Below are 18,802 nucleotides of genomic sequence, written 5' to 3'. Positions count from 1 at the left end.
AGTAATAACTTTAATAAAAGATATATGGGCTAAAGGATTAAATTAGTATTATTCTAAATTTAATTTATTCTTCAATATATAATTGGTTATTATAAAGTAAACCAAGAAGAAAATCAAATTAAAGATTATCACTAATATTATAATTAAATGAATATGCCAAATGAATTCAATATTAAGGTTTCTTAAATTTGATAATGAAAATGCTATTCCTATAGTAGATGAAATTGCAGCTGCAATTAAGTTCAAAACAACAAATGCACCAAAAGAATAAAGTATTTTATGCTTACTAAATAAATGTCCAATTGATATAGAAGCATATATCATGCAAACAAATTTTGCAAGCTGCATCAAAGTAGCAATAATTATTTCTAGTATTATTATATAGGTTTGAATTCCAAATTCCCCATAAGCTTCTGAAAGAACTCTAAAAAAATCACTGAAAATCCTTCCAAATGTTCCAGGGTCAAAAGTCATAATAATAATTGAAAGTATAGCTATAATTCCACTTATTATATTCCAAAATGTTGCAATTGAAAGTTTGCTTGCAATATTTGCAGTAGTGCTCACAGGAAGAGTATTCATTAAATATCCCTGATCGCCAAGTAAATTTCTATAAAACCTTTGGACTATTACGAAGAAAGTAACTATGAAAACAGCGGCCATTGTACATCCATATGCAAAGGCACTAAGTATGAATGGAATTGAACTGAAGCCTCCAAGACCTAAATTTTCTAGCTTAGCAGATAAGCCAGTTTCTAAAAAAATTTTATTTATAATAGCAAATGCTAATAGAACTACATATAGTGGGACAAGGGTTCTGCCTGTTGCTTTTATTTCATATTTCATTAGTTTACCTAACATTTAAATACCTCCCTAAATAGAGCATCGACACTCTTTCCTTCTTTTTCTCTAATTTCATCAACACTTTTGGTTAAAGCTATATTTCCATATGAAATAAATATCACATCATCTAATATTCTTTCAATATCTGAAATAAGATGAGTAGAGATAATAATAGTGGCATTTTCATTATAATTAGTGATTATAGTGTTTAAAATGTAATCCCTGGCAGCAGGATCAACTCCAGCTATAGGTTCATCTAATAAATATAAATCAGCTTCTCTGCTCATAACTAGAATAAGTTGAACTTTTTCCTTTGTTCCTTTAGACATAGTTTTTAGTTTATCATTAGGATTAATATTTAATTTCTCGAGCATGCTGTAAGCTTTTTTGGGGTTGAAATTTTCATAAAAGTCTTGAAAGAATTCTATAATATCAGAAACTTTCATCCAATCATTTAGATAAGTTCTTTCAGGTAAATATGAAACTATTTTTTTTGTTTCTACCCCAGGTTTAAATCCATTTATTAATATTTCTCCACTTGATGGAGTTAATAATCCATTTGCAAGTTTTATAAGAGTGCTTTTACCGCTACCATTTGGACCTAAAAGACCAATAATTTTTCCTCGTCCAATTGTTAGATTTATGCCTTTTAAAGCATCTGCATTAGCAAAAGTTTTAACTAAGTTTTTGCATTCTAAAATAGGGTTATTATCCATGCTGTCATTTGTAAGAGTAGACTCTGTAATAGTTTCAGTAAGATCATACAATACTTTATTGTTAGCATTATCCATTATTTCATCTCCTTTGATATGACTTTAATGAGTTCTATAGTTTCATTTTTTGTATATCCGATTTTCTCCATATTATAAAGAAAGTTTTGAATCTGGTCTTTTGCTAAACCGTTCTTTATATCTTTAATCATATTAATATCCTCCGTAATAAATCTGCCGCTTGTTCGCTGGCTAAATACTAGGCCTGTTCTTTCTAATTCTGTAAGCGCTTTTTGCATTGTGTTTGGATTAACCGATGCCTCGCTTGCAATATCTCTAACTGATGGTAATTTTTCACCAGCTTTATATATGCCTGAAACAATTCTAAGTTGTATTTGTTCCATCAGTTGTATATAAATTGGTTTGTCATCATTAAAATTCCATGACATATTCTCACTCCTTTGTAAACTTGATCGATGTATTATTGTATTAAGTTGATAATACAATAATACAATTATAAATATATCGTGTCAATAGATAAGATTTTATTTTTTAAAATGGTAGGAAAGCAATGTATAAAATGGAAGTTAAATATTTTACAAAAATTTATATAGTCTTATTAAGGCAATATCGTAAGTAAACGATAATTAACTTGTAATTATAAATCGAAAAGTAAATATGAGTGATATATTTAGAGAGGATGAATTTTATGGTAAAATTATTAGAAAATAATGAACTGGACATGGAAGCACTTGAGATAAAAGATATAATTGATATTAATTTATTACAAAAGTTTCAGGATGATTTTGCTTTTGCAATGAATTGTGCAAGCGTAACTGTTGATAAGAAAGGTAATCCGGTAACAAATCCAAGCAGCTATACGAGATTTTGTGATAAATTTGTTCATTCAACAAAAAAAGGAGATGATAGATGTGCAGCTTCACATAAGAGAATGGGAGAAGAGGCAACGAGAACAGGAAAACCTTTTGTAGGAGCATGTCATGCGGGACTTGTAGATTTTGCGGCTCCAATTATTATAGAGGGTAAATTAATTGGAACAGTGTTAGGTGGACAAATGTTAACACAGTCTCCTAGTAATGCAGAATTTATTCAAATTGCAAAAGAAATAGATGTAAATCCAGACTCAATGGTAGAGTCAGTTCATGAAGTTAATGTAGTTGATATGAGGCACATAGAAGCAGCAGCTAATGTATTATCTTTAGTGGCAAATTCATTAGCTAAAAATGGGCATAATCAAATTCAATTAGATTTGGTATCAAAAAGATTAGCAAATAATTTTATGCAGATATCTGCTACAGTAGAGGAACTTTCAGCATCAGCAACTAGTATTTCATCTCAACAAGAAGAACTTAATAGCGAAATTACTCAAGTAGGTGAAATAGCTAAACAAATTAATAATATACTTGATGCAATAAATAATATAGCTGCTCAAACAAAGATGCTAGGACTTAATGCATCTATTGAGGCTGCACGTGCGGGAGAAGTAGGAAAAGGATTTTCTGTTGTTGCAAAAGAAATAAAAAATTTAGCAGAAAATTCAAAAGAAACAGCAAAGAATATTGCTGATCTAACAACTAAAATACAAGATTCAGTTGAAGGCACTGTGAAGAACTCTAAGATAACACTAGAAACAAGTAAAGAGCAATCAAAGGCCATGGAAGTGGTAAGTGAAAATATTCAGGATTCTGTACATATTGTAGATCAGTTAGTAGAATTGATGGAAAGTTTAAAATAAATATGCATATATAATGATATTTTATTATAAATCTCAAACTTATGTAGTTTGGGATTTATTTTTTATGAAAGAAAAAGAGCCGTGCACTTTAGCGTGGCAGCCCGTTTTTATATAACAAAGCCTATCATTTGGCCGTTTCTTATATGTAGCTTTTATGCAAATCTTCTATAGGATGAAGGAGACTGCCCCATGTATTTTTTGAAAATTCGGCAGAAATAGCTCATATCTTCAAACCCAACAGACAATGCAATATCTGTTATACTGCTTTTATTTTGTTTTAGCAGCATGGCCGCTTTTTCTATACGAAATAGATTTACATAGTCAGTAAAACTTTTTCCGGTCATTTGCCTAAAACAGGTACAGAAATATCCTTTTGACATTTCCGCAAGTTTAGCCACATATGACAGTTTGATTTCACTTTCATAATTATTTTCAATATATTCCAAAACGCGCTGAAAACCAACACGAGATTTTCCTAGCTGTTCTGCATTCCTTTTTGAAAGAGATCTTGCAACCTCACTTTCAAACAATTCAGAAATAAGGAGGTATAGTAAGGAAAGTAATTTAAGCTCATAACCGTTTGCTTTTTCTTCGCATTTGGTAATTATAAGCCTTAATGTCTCTTTAATATTTTTACTTTCGATTCTGTTATGAAATAAAATCATATTTTGCCTGATCGGCAAGATATATTTCTCGTTGCAATCTGTAATAGTACGTAAATCTAACATATTCAAATCGATTTTTATTATAAAAAATTCTACTGATTCAGACAACCGTTCGTTATCATGATTTTCATTGTTATTAATAAAAATAACGTCCTCAGAAGTAACAGAATAGTGATTACGCCCACAGTAGATTACAGCTCGGCCTTTTTTAAAATAAAAAAACTGAAGCTGATTATTGTGCAGATGCTTCTCAAATAACTGTTCATTCTTTTTATAATGGCGTTTGACAACAGAAATAGGGAAGGGGGTACCATCTGGGAATTTTAGCAAATCGTCATTCATATTATTTTCCTCCGATATTATGAATATTGTACAACTCTGTGAACATAGTCCAAGCAAGGCATAAAGCAATAATATATACTGAATTAGACAAACAAAGTTTACACCTTCAATTATAGAGGTTGTTTAGAGTATTTTCAATTATATTACTATTTTTGAATATGTGAATATAGTCCAAATAAGAATTTTTAATAAAAGCAAATTATCCCACAAAAAATTGATCGTAAAGAAAAACAAAAGGAGGAAATATAATGAATCAAATTAATAAACGTCCTAGGATTGGATATAGTCAAGTAATATTTGTATTATGTCTGACAACTTTAATGTCTTCTATTGATACCAGCATCGTCAACATAGGGCTTCGAACAATTGAAGAAGCGTTGAATGCAAATTTTTCAAGTGTACAATGGGTTATCCTCAGCTATATGCTTGCAGTAACGTCTCTTATCGTTGGCATTGGACGTATTGGAGATATCTTTGGTAAAAAGAAACTTTTTATATTTGGAATAGCACTATTCACTGTTGCTTCACTTTTATGCGGTATATCAGCTTCTATTTATGAATTGATTGTATTTCGTGCATTTCAAGGAATAGGAGCGGCAACGTTAATTGCACTGTCTTTCGCCATTGTGGGAGACCTCGTACCGAAAGAAAAGATTGCAAGTGGTATGGCAGCCCTTACAGCAACAATGCCGATGGGGTTTGCCCTTGGTCCTTCAATAGGCGGTTTATTAATAAGCGCCTTTGGCTGGCAATCTATTTTCTTTTTGAATATACCATTAGGTGCAATCGCTTTTATCATGGTGTTGAGATTTCCATCCATCCCGATTTCTGAAAAAGCACAGAAATTTGATATTTGGGGTATGCTTATTTTGGCTGCAACCCTTATGGCTTATGTTTTAAGTGTTACTTTGGCCGAAAATTTGGGAATAAGGGGGATTGTTATTGGTTTGATAGCTGCTGCAATAGTAGGTCTTGTAGTATTCATTATTGTGGAAAAGAAAATGAAAGCTCCTCTTATAAATTTAAAAATGTTTAAAGACGCTATTTTCAGCGGGAGTTTGGTTATCAGCGTGATACTTTATACAACTACCAACGGATTTAATACTATCTTCCCCTTCTTTTTGGAACAGGCAAAAGATTTATCTGCATCAACTGCGGGGCTATTGATGATGGCTGGCCCTTTGGGATGTGCTGCTTTTACTCCTGTTGCAAGCTTCATGGCAAAACGGTTTGGGAACGCGAAGACTATGATTCTAGGAATTCTGATTTTAGGAATTGGCATATTTATCATGTCTACATTCGGAGTATTAACGAGCACCATTATTATAGCGATCATCGTGTTTTTATGGAATGGTGGCCTAGCATTTTTTCAGGCGCCGAATAATGCTTTTATTATGTCGTTAGCAAAACCGGAACAACGGGGGGTAATATCAGGACTTCTCAATCTTGCACGTACAATTGGACAGACTACTGGGATAGCAGTACTCGGCGCTCTTTTCTATTTATTTACACGCACAAAATCCATTGTAACTGCGAGTCCTAAGGACATAGTGGTTGGAATTCATAGTACATTTTTAGTTACGGTATTGATTATGATCTGTGCTTTTCTGCTTGGTATGATAGTTTATAAGCCATGGAAGAAGGAGAAAACTCTATTAAATGATGAAAGATAAGTTGAATTTTTGATGCATCAGAGTTGCTATCAAATTTTGAAAATAAGCTTGATTACCAGTAGAATTTATATTATTTATTGGTCAGAAAGGATTTGGATTTTATGTTACATAAAAAGACTTCAAACACCCCATCATATAGAAAGTCTCTTACTATCTACATGGTAGTTCGGCTTTCCATCATGTTCACAACCCAGATGGTGAGTGTTGCTGTGGGATGGCAGATTTATGCTATTACTAAATCGGCCTTTTATCTTGGACTTGTCGGTCTCGTGCAGTTTGTACCAATGGTGCTTCTGACACTCATAGTTGGAATGATAGCTGATCGTTTCAACCGTAAGACAATTATTTGTTTAAGCGAAGCGGCGCAGACTGTTATTTTTGTTTTCATGGCGCTAGGCAATTTTATCTCAAGTGAGACAATCCTTATTGCGGTTTTCTTACTTGGTATTTTTAACGCATTTCAAGGTCCAGCACTACAATCTTTGCTGCCTAATATTGTCCCAAATGATGATTTTACGCGTGCCGCTGCCGGATCAACATCAGCAAGCCAAGTGGCCATGGTTGCAGGACCGGCAATTGGTGGGATTCTCTATGCTTTTGGTCCAAAGATTGTCTATCTGATTGCAGGTTTTTACTCATTGCTTTCTGCGATTCTAGTTTTGTTTATTTATGTGATGAATGAACAAATAAAGTCACGTGAACCCGTTACGTTAAGATTAGTTCTATCTGGTATTAGTTTTATCAAGAGCAAACCAGTTGTGATGGGTGCAATACTACTCGATCTCTTTGCAGTACTGTTCGGTGGAGCAACAGCATTGTTGCCTATCTATGCGGAGAATATACTTAATGTTGGTTCTATTGGCCTTGGAGTGCTTCGATCCGCTCCAGCAATCGGAGCTGCAATTATATCTTTTATTTTATCGCGTCGGCCACTTCAGCATAACGTGGGGCATATATTGTTTGCTGCTGTCTTATGTTTTAGCATTACTACAATTATCTTTGCTGTTTCTAAATCATTTCAGCTTTCATTTTTGATCCTCATATTGCTCGGCTGTTCTGACGGAATTAGTGTTGTAATACGTGCGACACTCGTCCAGATTGAAACACCAAATGCTATGTTAGGTCGTGTCAACTCTGTAAGGCAACTCTTTACGGGGACCTCAAATCAGCTTGGAGAGTTTGAATCAGGTATTACCGCAAACTGGTTTGGTGCGATGCCTTCAGTACTTATTGGAGGTATTGGTACTCTCCTTATAATACTCTTATGGTTCCGTCTGTTTCCGTCTCTCTACCATGTTGATCAATTTGATAACAGTAGGCACTAAGAAAGAGATCACATGGACTAATATAAATTTTTTATATCTGATATCTTAATTAGTGTAGAGTAATTTATAATTTGTTCAATGTGCACTAAAACATTGTTGAAAGAAATCATAGAATAGATGTGTATTTTTTGATACTATTAGTTTGACGAAGATGTCTTTAATATTTATAAAGACATCTTTTGTACTTATGTAGGGTTAAAATGAATATAGAATAACGCTTAATAATATGGGAGGAATTGAACATGAAATTTAATTACAACTTACCGGTGAATTTATTATTCGGAAGAGGAAGAAGCAATGAAATAGGAAAAGAAGTGGCTAAATACGGTAAAAAAGCTCTTATTGTAACAGGAAAAAGCAGTACTAAAAAGAGTGGATTACTTGATAAAGTGATAAATTTATTAAATGACGCAAAAATACAATATGAAATTTTTGACAAGGTAGAGCAAAATCCTCTCACAACAACAGTATATGAAGGAGTAAAGATTATAAAAGAAACTGGCTGTGATGTTATTTTGGGACTTGGTGGTGGAAGTATTATGGATGCTGCTAAAAGTATAGCATTTTCAGCCCAAAATCCTGGAGATATATCAGAATATATATTTGGTATAAAACGAGGAAACGAAGCACTTCCTATAGTTTTAGTTCCAACAACATGCGGAACAGGGAGCGAAGGAAATAGTTTTTCAGTTTTAACAAATCCTGAAACTAAAGATAAAAAGTCGCTTAGAACAAATGCAATAATTGCAAAAGCATCAATTATTGATCCAGAACTAATGACAACAATGCCAAAGAGCATTCTTGCATCTGTTGGATTTGATGCGTTAGCACATAATATGGAAGCTTATCTATCAAAAATGGGACAGCCATTGACAGATATGAAAGCATTTTATGGTATAAAGTTATTAGCTGACAACTTAATTAAAGTATATAATGATCCATCCGATTTAGAGGCATGGGAAAAAGTAACATTAGCTAGTACTTTAGGTGGAATGGTAATTGGAGTAGCAGGTGTAGCAGCACCGCATGGACTTGAACATCCAGCAAGTGGACTCTATGATATTGTTCATGGAAAAGGTCTTGCAGCACTTACACCTATAATTGTTGAAAAATCATGGGAAAGTGATATTCAGAAATATGCTGATATCTCAAAATTACTTGGAGGAACAGATGCAAAAGATTGTGCTGATGCTATAAGAAGTTTCCTTGAAAAAATTGATTTAAAAATAACATTAGGAAAACTTGGAGTAAAAGAAAAGGATGTTGAGTGGATGGCAGAGAACTGTATGAAAGTATCAAAACCAAGTATAACAAATCATCCAAAAGAATTCACATTAAATGAGATTAAAGATATCTATTATATGTCATTATAAGCATCTTATACTTTGTGCAGAGTGCACTAAAATATTGTTATTATAGATAATAGAAATATAGATTTTAATGTGATAATATACATACAAGCAAAAAGTTTTTATAAGATTAAATAAAGTTTGTATTAGAGAAAAATTTTAATTTTAGGAAATCAATGATGAGAATGAAGGTCGTGAGATAAAATAAGAATCAAGGTGTTATTTGTCTATGTATATTTTATTTAGATTTTAAATAAAGAAGGAATCTTTATTTATAAATAAGAGGAAAAAGACTAATTTGAAAACATGCTTAATTATTATTTATTGAATGTACCCGGATGAAACTTAAGATTAAATATTATGCACACTGCACAAAAAAAATGTTACTTATGGGCATAGATATTATTATAATATAATGATAATATTATTTTAATTTAAAACAGAACAATTTATATTAAATGCAAAGGCGCACTGAAACAAAGACAGTGCGCCTTTTTCATTACAGCGGAATTGGAGTTGAGATTATGTACAAAGTTTGTGAACTATCAAAAAAATATGGAGAATTAGAAGTATTAAAAAACATAAGCGTAGATATAAAAGAAGGCGAAGTAGTATGCATAATAGGACCATCAGGCTCTGGGAAAAGTACATTTTTAAGATGTTTGAATTTATTTGAAATTCCAACAGGCGGGAAAATGTATTATGAAGGAAAAGATATTATGGACAAGTCTATGGATTGCAGATCTCTTAGAGAGGAAGTAGGAATGGTATTTCAAAAGTTTAATCTTTTTCCACTGCATACTGTTGTAGAAAATGTTATGCTTGCACCAGTGCTTACAAAAAAGAAAAATAGAAAAGAAGCAGAAGAAATAGCATTGGAGCTTCTTAAAAAGGTTGGGCTAAAGGATAAAGCAGATGTGTATCCTAAAACCTTATCAGGAGGACAACAACAACGGGTCGCTATAGCAAGAGCATTAGCAATGGAGCCAAAGATGCTTCTATTTGATGAACCTACATCAGCTTTGGATCCAGAACTAGTTGGTGATGTATTAGATGTTATGAAACAACTAGCAAAGGATGGAATGACCATGATAGTTGTAACACATGAAATGGGTTTTGCAAGAGACGTATCAGATAGAGTGATTTTCATGGATAAGGGATATGTAGTTGAAGAAGGAAAACCAAAAGATATTTTTACAAATCCTAAAAATGAGAGAACTAAGGAATTTTTATCTAGAGTATTAAATTAACAGAAATGTTTTAGTTAAGAAAAATAGTGAAAGTAAGCATAAGCTTTAAATATTAAAAACAATTAAGAAAAGGGGAAATTTTTATGAAAAAACTATGGAGTAAATTAGTAATATTAACGTTAATTGTAGTAAGTTGTGTTGGATTAATGGCTGGCTGTGGTTCTAGCGGAAACGGTGGTACATCAGCAGGCAGTAATTCAAAAGATACCTTGGCGGCAGCAAAAGAGAAAGGTGTATTAACAGTTGCTTCATCAAATGATGCACCATTTGCTTTTATTGATTCTAAGACAAATGAATTTACAGGTATTGACGCAGAAGTTATTAAAGAAGTGGCTAAAAGGCTTGGTATTAATAAAGTTGAAATGAAACAAATACCATTTGAAAACTTATTAGTGGAATTAAATAATAATTCAGTAGATATGGTAACTGATGGAATGTATGTAAAAGACGAACGTAAGAAACAAGCTTTATTTACAAATATATGGTATAAAGAAGGAGAAGCAGTTATTATTCCTAAAGATTCAAAAATAACAAGCAAAGATGATTTAAAAGATGCAGTAATAGGTGGGCAAAAAGGAACAGCTTTTTTAGAAACAGCTCAAAAATGGCAAAAAGATGGTATAGTGAAAGACGTTAAAATATTTGGTAGTCAGTCTGAGCTAATGTTAGCTGTAAATACTGGAAAAATAGATGCCTGCATTACTGATGGTGCAGTTGCAGGATACACATTATCACAAGATAGTAGTTTGAATTTAAAGATCTTATCACCATATAAGGCAGAAGCAGCTGGGATGATAGCAGCAGCAGTTAGACAAAAAGATACTGCTTTAGCAGATGCGGTTAATGAACAAATTGACGCAATGAAGAAGGATGGAACTATACTAAAGATTCTTGAGAAATATGGAATGAATGAAGATAACTTTGTATCAATTGAAGATGGTAAAACTTCAGATAAGTAATAATATGAGCTAAAAAAGAATCCACATGGAATGGATTCTTTTTTAGAAAAGGAGGCAGCATATATGGACATTTTATCTAAATTAGATTTTAACACTGCATTTAAATATTTAGTACCTTCTTTAGTAGATGGTCTTTGGATTGTAGTTCAAGCTACAATATTTGGATTTTTCTTGGCAATAATTATAGGATTGTTTATTGCAATTGGGCGAGTTAGTAAAATAAAGGCATTAAGAGGAATTTTAGTAGTATTTTTAGAGTTTATTAGAGGAACTCCATTATTAGTTCAATTAGTGTACATGTATTACGTAGTACCATTATTATTATCTATGGTTATACAAATTTGGAGTCCAGGATATCAACTTAAAATAAGTTCATTAGCAGCAGGAACTATTGGTCTTGGAATTAATTATGGTTGCTATATATCAGAAGTTATCCGTTCATCAATAGTATCAATAGATGGTGGACAAACTGAGGCTGCATTGGCACTTGGGCTTACAAATAATCAAGCTTTATTTAAAATAGTAATACCTCAAGCTCTACGCAATTCAATACCTGTATTTGGAAATTATTTAGTGATGATGTTAAAGGATACATCACTACTTGCATATGTGTCAGTCAGCGAGCTTTTATTGCGTACTCAAAGTTATGCTTCACAATCCTTTTTAACTATTGAATCATATACAATTTTGGCAGGATTTTATTTAGTATTAAGTTTGCCGCTTTCTCAATTAGTAAAATTGGTAGAAAAGAAAATGCTTAAGTTTAACTAAACGAGTTTAAATTTTATGAGCAATTAAGCATTGATTGATAAATTATTTTCGTTTCTGTAATTGATTGGAAAAATTATAATCGAAAATCTAATTTAAAGAATATTACCCTGTTCAATTAACGTTAATTGTATATTTAAATAAGAGAGTTAGATCAGATAATTGTAGTCAAAGCTTTATTTAAGATAATTGACTATAGATATCTGATCTAGTTATATTTGACTATATTATGAATAATATAAATTTTATATAATTAGCTCTTTTTTTATGGATAAATATATGATAAAAATATAATAAGCGTAAGCAATTATTTTAATGAGGCATATGAAATAAAGTAACAAGTCCCAATATGCAGACAGATTGACTTGTTATTTTTTGATAATGCCTAAGTAGAGGGTAAAGGTGAATTCTATGTCAATTTCGGTAAAAGATATACTCAAATTAGATTCTTTAAAAAAAATAGGTCTTGTTGCTGGAGAAGCGGGGCTAGAAAAAGGTATAGAGTGGATATATGTAGCAGAATGTTTTGAAGATCCATTGGAAGGGATTAAGTGGCTTCAGGGGGGAGAAATTATATTTATAACTGGAGTTGGAATTAAGGATAATATTGAGCTATTATTAGATCTAATTAAAGGTATAAACGAGAAAAATGGATCAGGACTTATAGTAAACATAGGTCCATATATAAAAAAAATACCTGAAAAAGCAATAGAACTTGCAGATGAACTTCAAATTCCACTATTTACGCTTCCATGGGAAGTAAAACTAGTTGAGGTTTCTAGAGAGATTAGTAATGCTATAGTTCTATCTCGTATAGAAGAAAATTCACTAACTCATTTTCTGAGTAATATTTTATTTGGGGATGGAGAGATAGAAGGGGATGCAATACAGAAAGCTGCTTATTTTGGTTATAATTTAGCAGGAGAATGCTGCATATGTGTTATAGACATTGATGGATTTGAAAGATATTTAAAGCTGAAAAAATTGGAAGATGAAGTGAGTATTTCTAGAATTAAAATTACATTTAGGAAAATAGTACAAGATATATTAGAGAAGCATGCATTAAAGGTACCTATAATTGATAAGGATGATGCAGTAATTTTCTTTATTAGATCAGAAGAAAATTATATAAATAGATTAAATAGGGCATTAGTAGAAATACAAGAAGTGATAAAAAAGCGTATGGACGGTCTCTCTGTAAGTGTAGGTATTGGAAATCATTATAAGGATTTAAAAATGATGAAACAATCATTAAGCGAAGCAGAATTAGCCATTGATAGTGCAAAATGTCAAGGGCTAGATGATACAATTACTAGGTATAAGGATATAGGAATATATGGATTGCTCTTTAGCATAAAAAATAGAACCGTTCTAGAAAATTATTTTGCAGAAGTTTTAGGAGAAATAAGCAGCAGTGATAATAAAGATAATAATTTAATTGAAATACTGGAAACATATTTAAATGAAAATTGTAATATTACAGCTACAGCAGAAAAGTTGTTTTTACATAGAAATACTCTTAAGTATAAAATAAAAAAAATAGAAGAATTACTGAATTGTGATTTGCATAATTTTAATGACTGTATAAAAGTAAAAATTGCATTATATGTTAATACTGTATTGAAAAAATGATGTTTTAGATATTATGGACAAAATTTATATGTCTTTTGGACATATAAAATATTAAAAGAATTTTATATAATGTGTAGAAATAAGAAATATTGAATGGGCAATGTTAGTCTATCACTTGTAGTGATAGACTTTTGTTTTTATAAATTCAATTAATAAAAGTTTAAGATAGGTAAAAGCAAGGATTATATTTAAATGAAAAGCTGTTTTTTAAGTACAAGCATTAGCTCTTCTATTATAAATTATTAACTTAGTAAAGGGATGATTATATGGCAATTTTAGTGAAAGATATTTTAAAATTAGAGACTCTTAAAAAAATGAAGCTTGTGGGTGGGAGTTCGGGTTTAGAAAAATCTATAGAATGGGTATATGTATCGGAGTGTCTTGAGGATCCTTTAGAGGGAATTAAGTGGCTGCAAGGAGGAGAAATAGTTATTATAACTGGAGTAGGAATAAAAAGTGATGGCAGTGTTTTAACTAAGCTTATTGAGGGAATAAGCGAAAGAGGTGGAGCAGCGCTCGTTGTGAATGTAGGGAGGTACATAAAGGATATTCCAAAGGAAGCTATTGAGAAAGCAGACAAGTTAGAGCTGCCATTATTTACATTGCCATGGGAAGTAAGATTAGTTGAAGTCTCAAAGGAAATAAGCAATACAATCATATTAGCACGAATTGAAGAAAAGTTCATGAATGATTTCTTAAATAATGTATTATTTGGCCAGATGGATTTAAGTGCAAATATAAAAGAAAAAGCAAATTATTTTGGGTATAATTTGCAGGGAAAGTGTTGTATATGTATCATAAAAGTTAATGATTTTAAAGAGAATGAGAAGGTAAGAAATATAGAAGATGAAATAAGTATATCAAAAGTCAGGCTGACATTTAGAAAATTAGTACAAGATATATTAGCAAAATACTCATTAAAAGTTCCTATTATTGATAATGATGATGAAATCATATTTTTGAATAGAGCAGAAGAAAATTCTATGAATAGGCTTAACAAAGCATTAGTTGAAATACAAGAGATGATTAAAAGTCATATGAATGGAATTTCTATAAATATTGGTATTGGAAATGGTTATGATGAAATGAATTTAATGAAAGATTCTTTTAACGAGGCTAAAATAGTTATTGATAGCTTGAAGTGTGAGGGACTTACGCAAGTAATTAGAAAATATAGTGAAATAGGAGTATATAGCTTGATATTTGGTATTGAGAACAAAAAAATATTGGAGAATTATTGCAGACAGGTAATTGGACCAATTATGGAAAGATCAAATAAAAATAAAGATACTAGTTCTATCGAAATATTGGATATGTATTTAAATGAAAATTGTAATGTTAGTATAGCAGCAGAAAAATTGTATTTACATAGAAATACGCTTACATATAGAATAAAAAAAATAGAACAGTTGCTTAACTGTAATCTGCATAATTTTGAAGAATGTCTTAAAATAAAAATGGCTTTATATATAAGTAAAACTTTGTAGTTTTATTCTTAGAGCTAAGCTATAGCAGGTTTTAGTCAAAATAGACAAAAATATTATATTGCATGGACATAGAAAATGGGCAGAGAGAGTATTATTATATAGTCAAGCTAACAAATAGAAAAATAGTCCGGTAGACAAAGGGGTCTTTCATGAATATATGCATGAAGGCTCTATTTTTATAAGGTTAGATAAGTAAATAATAAATTTGGTACATATAGAAGAAAAAATAAATCAATTGAATGTTGAGTTATTTATTTTGAAATATGTAAGACATAGGGGGATTTAAAATGATAGAAGAATCAAATGTAAAATTAATAACTTCAATACCAGGACCTAAATCTAAGGAAATATTTGAGGAAAGAAAAAAATATGTAGCAGATGGAGTTTCTGTATCAACTGAAATTGCTATAGCAGAAGCAAAGGGAGCGTTACTTAAAGATGTTGATGGAAATGTATTTTTAGATTTTGCAGGAGCAATTGGTGTTCAAAATGTTGGACATTGTGATGATGAAATAGTTAAAGCAATTAAGGAGCAAGCAGAAAAATATATTCATCCAGGATATAATGTAGTAACATATGAGTCTTATGGAGCTTTAGCTAAAAAGTTAACTGAGATAACAGTAGGGGGTTTTGAAAAAAAGGTTATGTTTGCAAACAGTGGAGCAGAAGCTGTAGAAAATGCAATAAAAATAGCTAGAACTTATACTAAGAAAACTGGCGTACTTTCAGCTACAGGTTCTTTTCATGGACGTACAAATATGACAATGTCAATAACAAGTAAATATAAACCATATAAAAATGGTTTTGGACCATTTGCACCAGAAACTTATAAATTTGATTATCCATATTCATATAGAGCACCGCTTGGAGTTTCAGCTGAAGATTATGCAGATGAATGCCTTAATAAATTAAAAACAGCTCTTAAAACTACACTTTCTCCAGATATGATAGCATGTTTAATAATTGAGCCATTACAAGGAGAGGGCGGATTTATAGTACCATCTGCAAGGTATATGCAGGAATTACAAAAGATTTGTAATGAAAATAAAATAGTGCTTATAGTTGATGAGATACAAGCAGGATTTGCAAGAACAGGTAAGATGTTTGCCCATGAACACTATGGTATTGAACCAGATATTATAACTATGTCAAAATCATTAGCAGCAGGAGTTCCATTAAGTGCTGTAGTTGCTAAAAAGGAGATAATGGATTCAGCATGTGTTGGAGGAATAGGTGGAACATACTGCGGAAGCCCACTTGGGTGCGTTGCGGCATTAAAAGTAATTGAAAAAATAGAAAAAGAAGATTTATGTGGAAAGTCACAAAAGCTTGGAGAATATATTACTGAAAGATTAAATCAAATGAGAGAAAAGTATGATGTTATAGGTGAAGTTAGAGGACTTGGTTCCATGATAGGTGTGGAATTTGTAAAAGATAGAACAACAAAAGAACCAGCAGCAGATATAGTTAAAGCTGTTATTAAAAAATGTTATGAAAAAGGAGTTATTCTCTTAAATGCAGGAATACTTGGTAATGTAATACGTTTCTTGCCCCCATTAGTAATAACAGATGAGCAAGTTAAATATGGAATGGATATATTAGAAGAATCGATTAAAGAGTGCGTTTAAGCATATATAAGAAAACAAATGTATTGATGGACTTATTTAATGTGCAATATATGATTTTTAGAATTCATATTTCATATATTGTACATTAATTTATAATTATTTGATTTATATATTTATATTGAAAAAAATACCGATATTGTAAAGAAATTTACATAAACTTAATAGACTTATATTTTATTATATGATAACATTGATAATATAGTAAAATTTAAGTATTTTAAGCAAAGGCGCACCTAAAATGAATCTGGGTGTTTTTTTGTTTTATGATAAATAATACATACAAATAAATTCATATTGATGCATTAAATATATAATAAAACAAAGAGGGTGAAGAAATTATGAAAAGTATAAAAGCGCAATTAATTTCTATTTTTAGTATAGTATGTATAACTTCTTTACTTATTGCAATGTGTATAAGCTGTTTTATTTCATCTAAAATGATATATAAAGAGACAGAATATAAATATTCCAATCAGATAGAAGCTTATTCGGCAAAAATCGATGGATATCTTAAAGTTCATGGAAATACAATAGATACCATAGATAATTACTTGCAAACAATGCCTGATTTTGATAATGAAAAAATTCTTTCTTATTTAACAAATGAATTTAAGAATAATAAATCAACAACAGATATCTATGTAGGATTAATGGATAAGACGTTTTTAGATGGATCGAGCTGGGTACCAGATGCAGATTTTGATTGTACTAAGAGAAGTTGGTTTACAGGAGCTATTAATAAAAATGATTTATGTTATGGTGATCCTTATTATGATCTTACAACAAATACAATGGCTGTTGCAGTTTCGAAGCCAATTGTCAGAGAAAATAAGGTTGTAGGTGTAGTTTCAATGGATATAGATTTAAAGGTTTTAGCAGAAACCATTAATGAATCTAGAAATAATGGTGGTATATATGGTTTTGCACTTGATAGTAAAGATAATATAGTAGTGCATCCTAATGAAGATTATATGCCTAAAGAAGATAAATCAACAAGTATTGAAGATATACTTGGAAGTGCTTTTTCAAATGCAGCACAAATCGAAAGCAGCGATGGAGTATATAGTACTAGTAAAATAAGGGATTATGACAGCACAGATAGATTTATAATGTTTACTACAATACCAAGCTCAGGCTGGAAAGTTGGACTTGCTATACCTTCTCAAATTTATAATTCTTCTGTTGAAATTTTAATTGGTACTTTTATTGCTATAATTGTTGTAGCGTCAATTGCAACATATATTTTAGGACATATGTTAAGCTTAAAAATAGCAAATCCTATATCTACATTGACAGCTATAATTGACGAAGTTAAAAATTTGAAGTTATCTAATAGTGAGTATAGTAATAAGCAAGGAAAAGCAAAAAATTCAAGTAAAGAAATAAGTACCATCTATAAATCGGTAGATGAGTTAAGAGATAATTTGCTTAGTATTGTACATAAGTTACAAGGAGAGTCTAATAAAGTAGTAGATGAAAGCTCAAATTTATCTAATGTTGTAAATGAGAGTGTTGCATCCATTGAAGAAGTTTCAGCTACACTTTCAGAAATTGCACATGCAATTGAAATTGAAGCACAGGACTCTCAATATGGAATAGAACAACTTTCTAATCTATCAGAACAGATTAGTAATGCAGCAAAAGACACAAATACTTTAGAAAAACTATCAGCCATAACTTCAGAAAATATAAATAATGGAATATCATGTATAGAACTTTTATCAAGCAAAATAGAAGAGACAGCTTCAGCACAAGATAAAGCAAATAAAAATGTTTCAATCTTAGCTGAAAAGTCAAAATATATTGGAGAAATAAGCAATACAATAAGTGAGATAGCAACTCAAACGAATTTACTTTCACTTAATGCTTCAATTGAAGCAGCTAGAGCTGGAGAGCATGGAAAAGGATTTTCAGTTGTAGCTAATGAAATAAAGAAACTTTCTGAACAAACAGCTGACTCTACAAAAAACATAATAGAAATAATCAATGAAATTCAACAAGAAATTGGATTCACGAAATCCAATATGGATGTAGTTGAAAAATCAACAAATGAATATATTGAAAGCATGGATGAAACAAGAAATGTATTTATGGAGATAAATGATAAAGTCAACATTATGTCAAAAAGTGTTTCAAATTTAGTAAATTCACTTAATAGAATTAACGATCATAAAGAGGAAGTAATTAAAAAATTCTCTGATATATCAGCAGCTACTGAAGAGACAGCTGCTTCATCCCAAGAAGTTTTGAATGTCATGGAAATTCAAGAGAGTAATATTTCTGAGCTAAGTGTCTTAGCAGACAATTTAAATGAAATAACTTTATCATTAAATAGAATTATCGAAACTTTTCATATTAAGTAAGATATGAATAGTAATTATGGAAATATGATGGAAAACTGATTGACAAGAAAAT

General features: G+C 31.0%; 15 protein-coding genes. 11 read left to right on the top strand and 4 right to left on the bottom strand.

Features of this window, described 5'->3' with window-relative positions:
* Positions 1-48: 48 nt before the first annotated feature.
* The 3 genes from CDLVIII_RS24675 to CDLVIII_RS24665 form a co-directional block, all read right to left on the bottom strand.
* Complete coding sequence (locus CDLVIII_RS24675) at positions 49-861, bottom strand: hypothetical protein (RefSeq protein ID WP_009172214.1); 813 nt, start codon at positions 859-861, stop codon at positions 49-51.
* Positions 855-1,559: an ABC transporter ATP-binding protein gene (locus tag CDLVIII_RS24670; protein ID WP_242836036.1), complete on the bottom strand. Its 705-nt coding sequence runs from the start codon at positions 1,557-1,559 to the stop codon at positions 855-857. The genes CDLVIII_RS24675 and CDLVIII_RS24670 overlap by 7 nt, the downstream gene beginning before the upstream one ends.
* 74 nt (positions 1,560-1,633) lie before the next feature.
* Positions 1,634-2,002 (bottom strand): GntR family transcriptional regulator, encoded by a 369-nt coding sequence (locus CDLVIII_RS24665; RefSeq protein ID WP_009172212.1) that lies wholly within the window; start codon positions 2,000-2,002, stop codon positions 1,634-1,636.
* 260 nt (positions 2,003-2,262) lie between these two features.
* On the opposite strand from CDLVIII_RS24665, the gene CDLVIII_RS24660 reads away from it, so the two are divergent.
* On the top strand, positions 2,263-3,309 hold the full coding sequence (locus tag CDLVIII_RS24660) for a PocR ligand-binding domain-containing protein (protein ID WP_009172211.1): 1,047 nt from the start codon (positions 2,263-2,265) through the stop codon (positions 3,307-3,309).
* Positions 3,310-3,461: 152 nt separating this feature from the next.
* Here the strand turns inward: CDLVIII_RS24660 and CDLVIII_RS24655 are convergent, their stop codons facing one another.
* Positions 3,462-4,316 carry an AraC family transcriptional regulator gene (locus CDLVIII_RS24655; protein ID WP_009172210.1) on the bottom strand — a complete coding sequence of 285 codons (855 nt, stop codon included), beginning with the start codon at positions 4,314-4,316 and terminating at the stop codon, positions 3,462-3,464.
* A gap of 248 nt (positions 4,317-4,564) precedes the next feature.
* Between CDLVIII_RS24655 and CDLVIII_RS24650 the strand changes: the two genes are divergently transcribed.
* The 10 genes from CDLVIII_RS24650 (at position 4,565) to CDLVIII_RS24605 (ending at position 18,750) form a co-directional block, all read left to right on the top strand.
* A complete protein-coding gene (locus CDLVIII_RS24650) occupies positions 4,565-5,989 on the top strand; it encodes an MFS transporter (RefSeq protein WP_009172209.1) in 1,425 nt (474 codons plus the stop codon).
* 209 nt (positions 5,990-6,198) lie between these two features.
* Positions 6,199-7,314, top strand: coding sequence for an MFS transporter (locus CDLVIII_RS24645; protein WP_347461976.1), 1,116 nt, complete (start codon positions 6,199-6,201; stop codon positions 7,312-7,314).
* Between the two features lie 242 nt (positions 7,315-7,556).
* Positions 7,557-8,687 (top strand): iron-containing alcohol dehydrogenase, encoded by a 1,131-nt coding sequence (locus CDLVIII_RS24640; RefSeq protein WP_009172207.1) that lies wholly within the window; start codon positions 7,557-7,559, stop codon positions 8,685-8,687.
* Between the two features lie 500 nt (positions 8,688-9,187).
* Positions 9,188-9,913: an amino acid ABC transporter ATP-binding protein gene (locus CDLVIII_RS24635; RefSeq protein WP_009172206.1), complete on the top strand. Its 726-nt coding sequence runs from the start codon at positions 9,188-9,190 to the stop codon at positions 9,911-9,913.
* Positions 9,914-9,996: 83 nt separating this feature from the next.
* Positions 9,997-10,872, top strand: coding sequence for an ABC transporter substrate-binding protein (locus CDLVIII_RS24630; RefSeq protein ID WP_009172205.1), 876 nt, complete (start codon positions 9,997-9,999; stop codon positions 10,870-10,872).
* Positions 10,873-10,935: 63 nt separating this feature from the next.
* Positions 10,936-11,643 (top strand): amino acid ABC transporter permease, encoded by a 708-nt coding sequence (locus CDLVIII_RS24625; protein ID WP_009172204.1) that lies wholly within the window; start codon positions 10,936-10,938, stop codon positions 11,641-11,643.
* A 408-nt stretch (positions 11,644-12,051) separates the two neighbouring features.
* Entirely contained in the window at positions 12,052-13,272 is a 1,221-nt protein-coding gene (locus CDLVIII_RS24620; RefSeq protein ID WP_035301922.1) for a PucR family transcriptional regulator ligand-binding domain-containing protein, read from the top strand.
* A 266-nt stretch (positions 13,273-13,538) separates the two neighbouring features.
* Positions 13,539-14,759, top strand: coding sequence for a PucR family transcriptional regulator (locus tag CDLVIII_RS24615; protein ID WP_009172202.1), 1,221 nt, complete (start codon positions 13,539-13,541; stop codon positions 14,757-14,759).
* Positions 14,760-15,046: 287 nt separating this feature from the next.
* A complete protein-coding gene (gene gabT, locus CDLVIII_RS24610) occupies positions 15,047-16,387 on the top strand; it encodes a 4-aminobutyrate--2-oxoglutarate transaminase (protein ID WP_009172201.1) in 1,341 nt (446 codons plus the stop codon).
* A gap of 338 nt (positions 16,388-16,725) precedes the next feature.
* Positions 16,726-18,750, top strand: coding sequence for a methyl-accepting chemotaxis protein (locus CDLVIII_RS24605; RefSeq protein WP_009172200.1), 2,025 nt, complete (start codon positions 16,726-16,728; stop codon positions 18,748-18,750).
* The last annotated feature ends 52 nt before the right edge of the window (positions 18,751-18,802 follow it).

Origin of the sequence: Clostridium sp. DL-VIII, from assembly GCF_000230835.1 — a bacterium.
Classification (GTDB): Bacteria; Bacillota; Clostridia; order Clostridiales; family Clostridiaceae; genus Clostridium.
This window is presented reverse-complemented; position numbering and strand designations above follow the sequence as displayed.

Excerpts from the sequence above, each read along its gene's own strand:
- CDLVIII_RS24670 (WP_242836036.1), bottom strand. The coding sequence starts at position 1,559 with ATGGATAATAACCCTATTTTAGAATGCAAAAACTTAGTTAAAACTTTT.
- CDLVIII_RS24635 (WP_009172206.1), top strand. The coding sequence starts at position 9,188 with ATGTACAAAGTTTGTGAACTATCAAAAAAATATGGAGAATTAGAAGTA.
- CDLVIII_RS24615 (WP_009172202.1), top strand. The coding sequence starts at position 13,539 with ATGGCAATTTTAGTGAAAGATATTTTAAAATTAGAGACTCTTAAAAAA.
- CDLVIII_RS24650 (WP_009172209.1), top strand. The coding sequence starts at position 4,565 with ATGAATCAAATTAATAAACGTCCTAGGATTGGATATAGTCAAGTAATA.
- CDLVIII_RS24655 (WP_009172210.1), bottom strand. The coding sequence starts at position 4,316 with ATGAATGACGATTTGCTAAAATTCCCAGATGGTACCCCCTTCCCTATT.
- CDLVIII_RS24665 (WP_009172212.1), bottom strand. The coding sequence starts at position 2,002 with ATGTCATGGAATTTTAATGATGACAAACCAATTTATATACAACTGATG.
- CDLVIII_RS24660 (WP_009172211.1), top strand. The coding sequence starts at position 2,263 with ATGGTAAAATTATTAGAAAATAATGAACTGGACATGGAAGCACTTGAG.
- CDLVIII_RS24605 (WP_009172200.1), top strand. The coding sequence starts at position 16,726 with ATGAAAAGTATAAAAGCGCAATTAATTTCTATTTTTAGTATAGTATGT.
- CDLVIII_RS24630 (WP_009172205.1), top strand. The coding sequence starts at position 9,997 with ATGAAAAAACTATGGAGTAAATTAGTAATATTAACGTTAATTGTAGTA.
- gabT (WP_009172201.1), top strand. The coding sequence starts at position 15,047 with ATGATAGAAGAATCAAATGTAAAATTAATAACTTCAATACCAGGACCT.
- CDLVIII_RS24675 (WP_009172214.1), bottom strand. The coding sequence starts at position 861 with ATGTTAGGTAAACTAATGAAATATGAAATAAAAGCAACAGGCAGAACC.
- CDLVIII_RS24625 (WP_009172204.1), top strand. The coding sequence starts at position 10,936 with ATGGACATTTTATCTAAATTAGATTTTAACACTGCATTTAAATATTTA.
- CDLVIII_RS24620 (WP_035301922.1), top strand. The coding sequence starts at position 12,052 with ATGTCAATTTCGGTAAAAGATATACTCAAATTAGATTCTTTAAAAAAA.
- CDLVIII_RS24640 (WP_009172207.1), top strand. The coding sequence starts at position 7,557 with ATGAAATTTAATTACAACTTACCGGTGAATTTATTATTCGGAAGAGGA.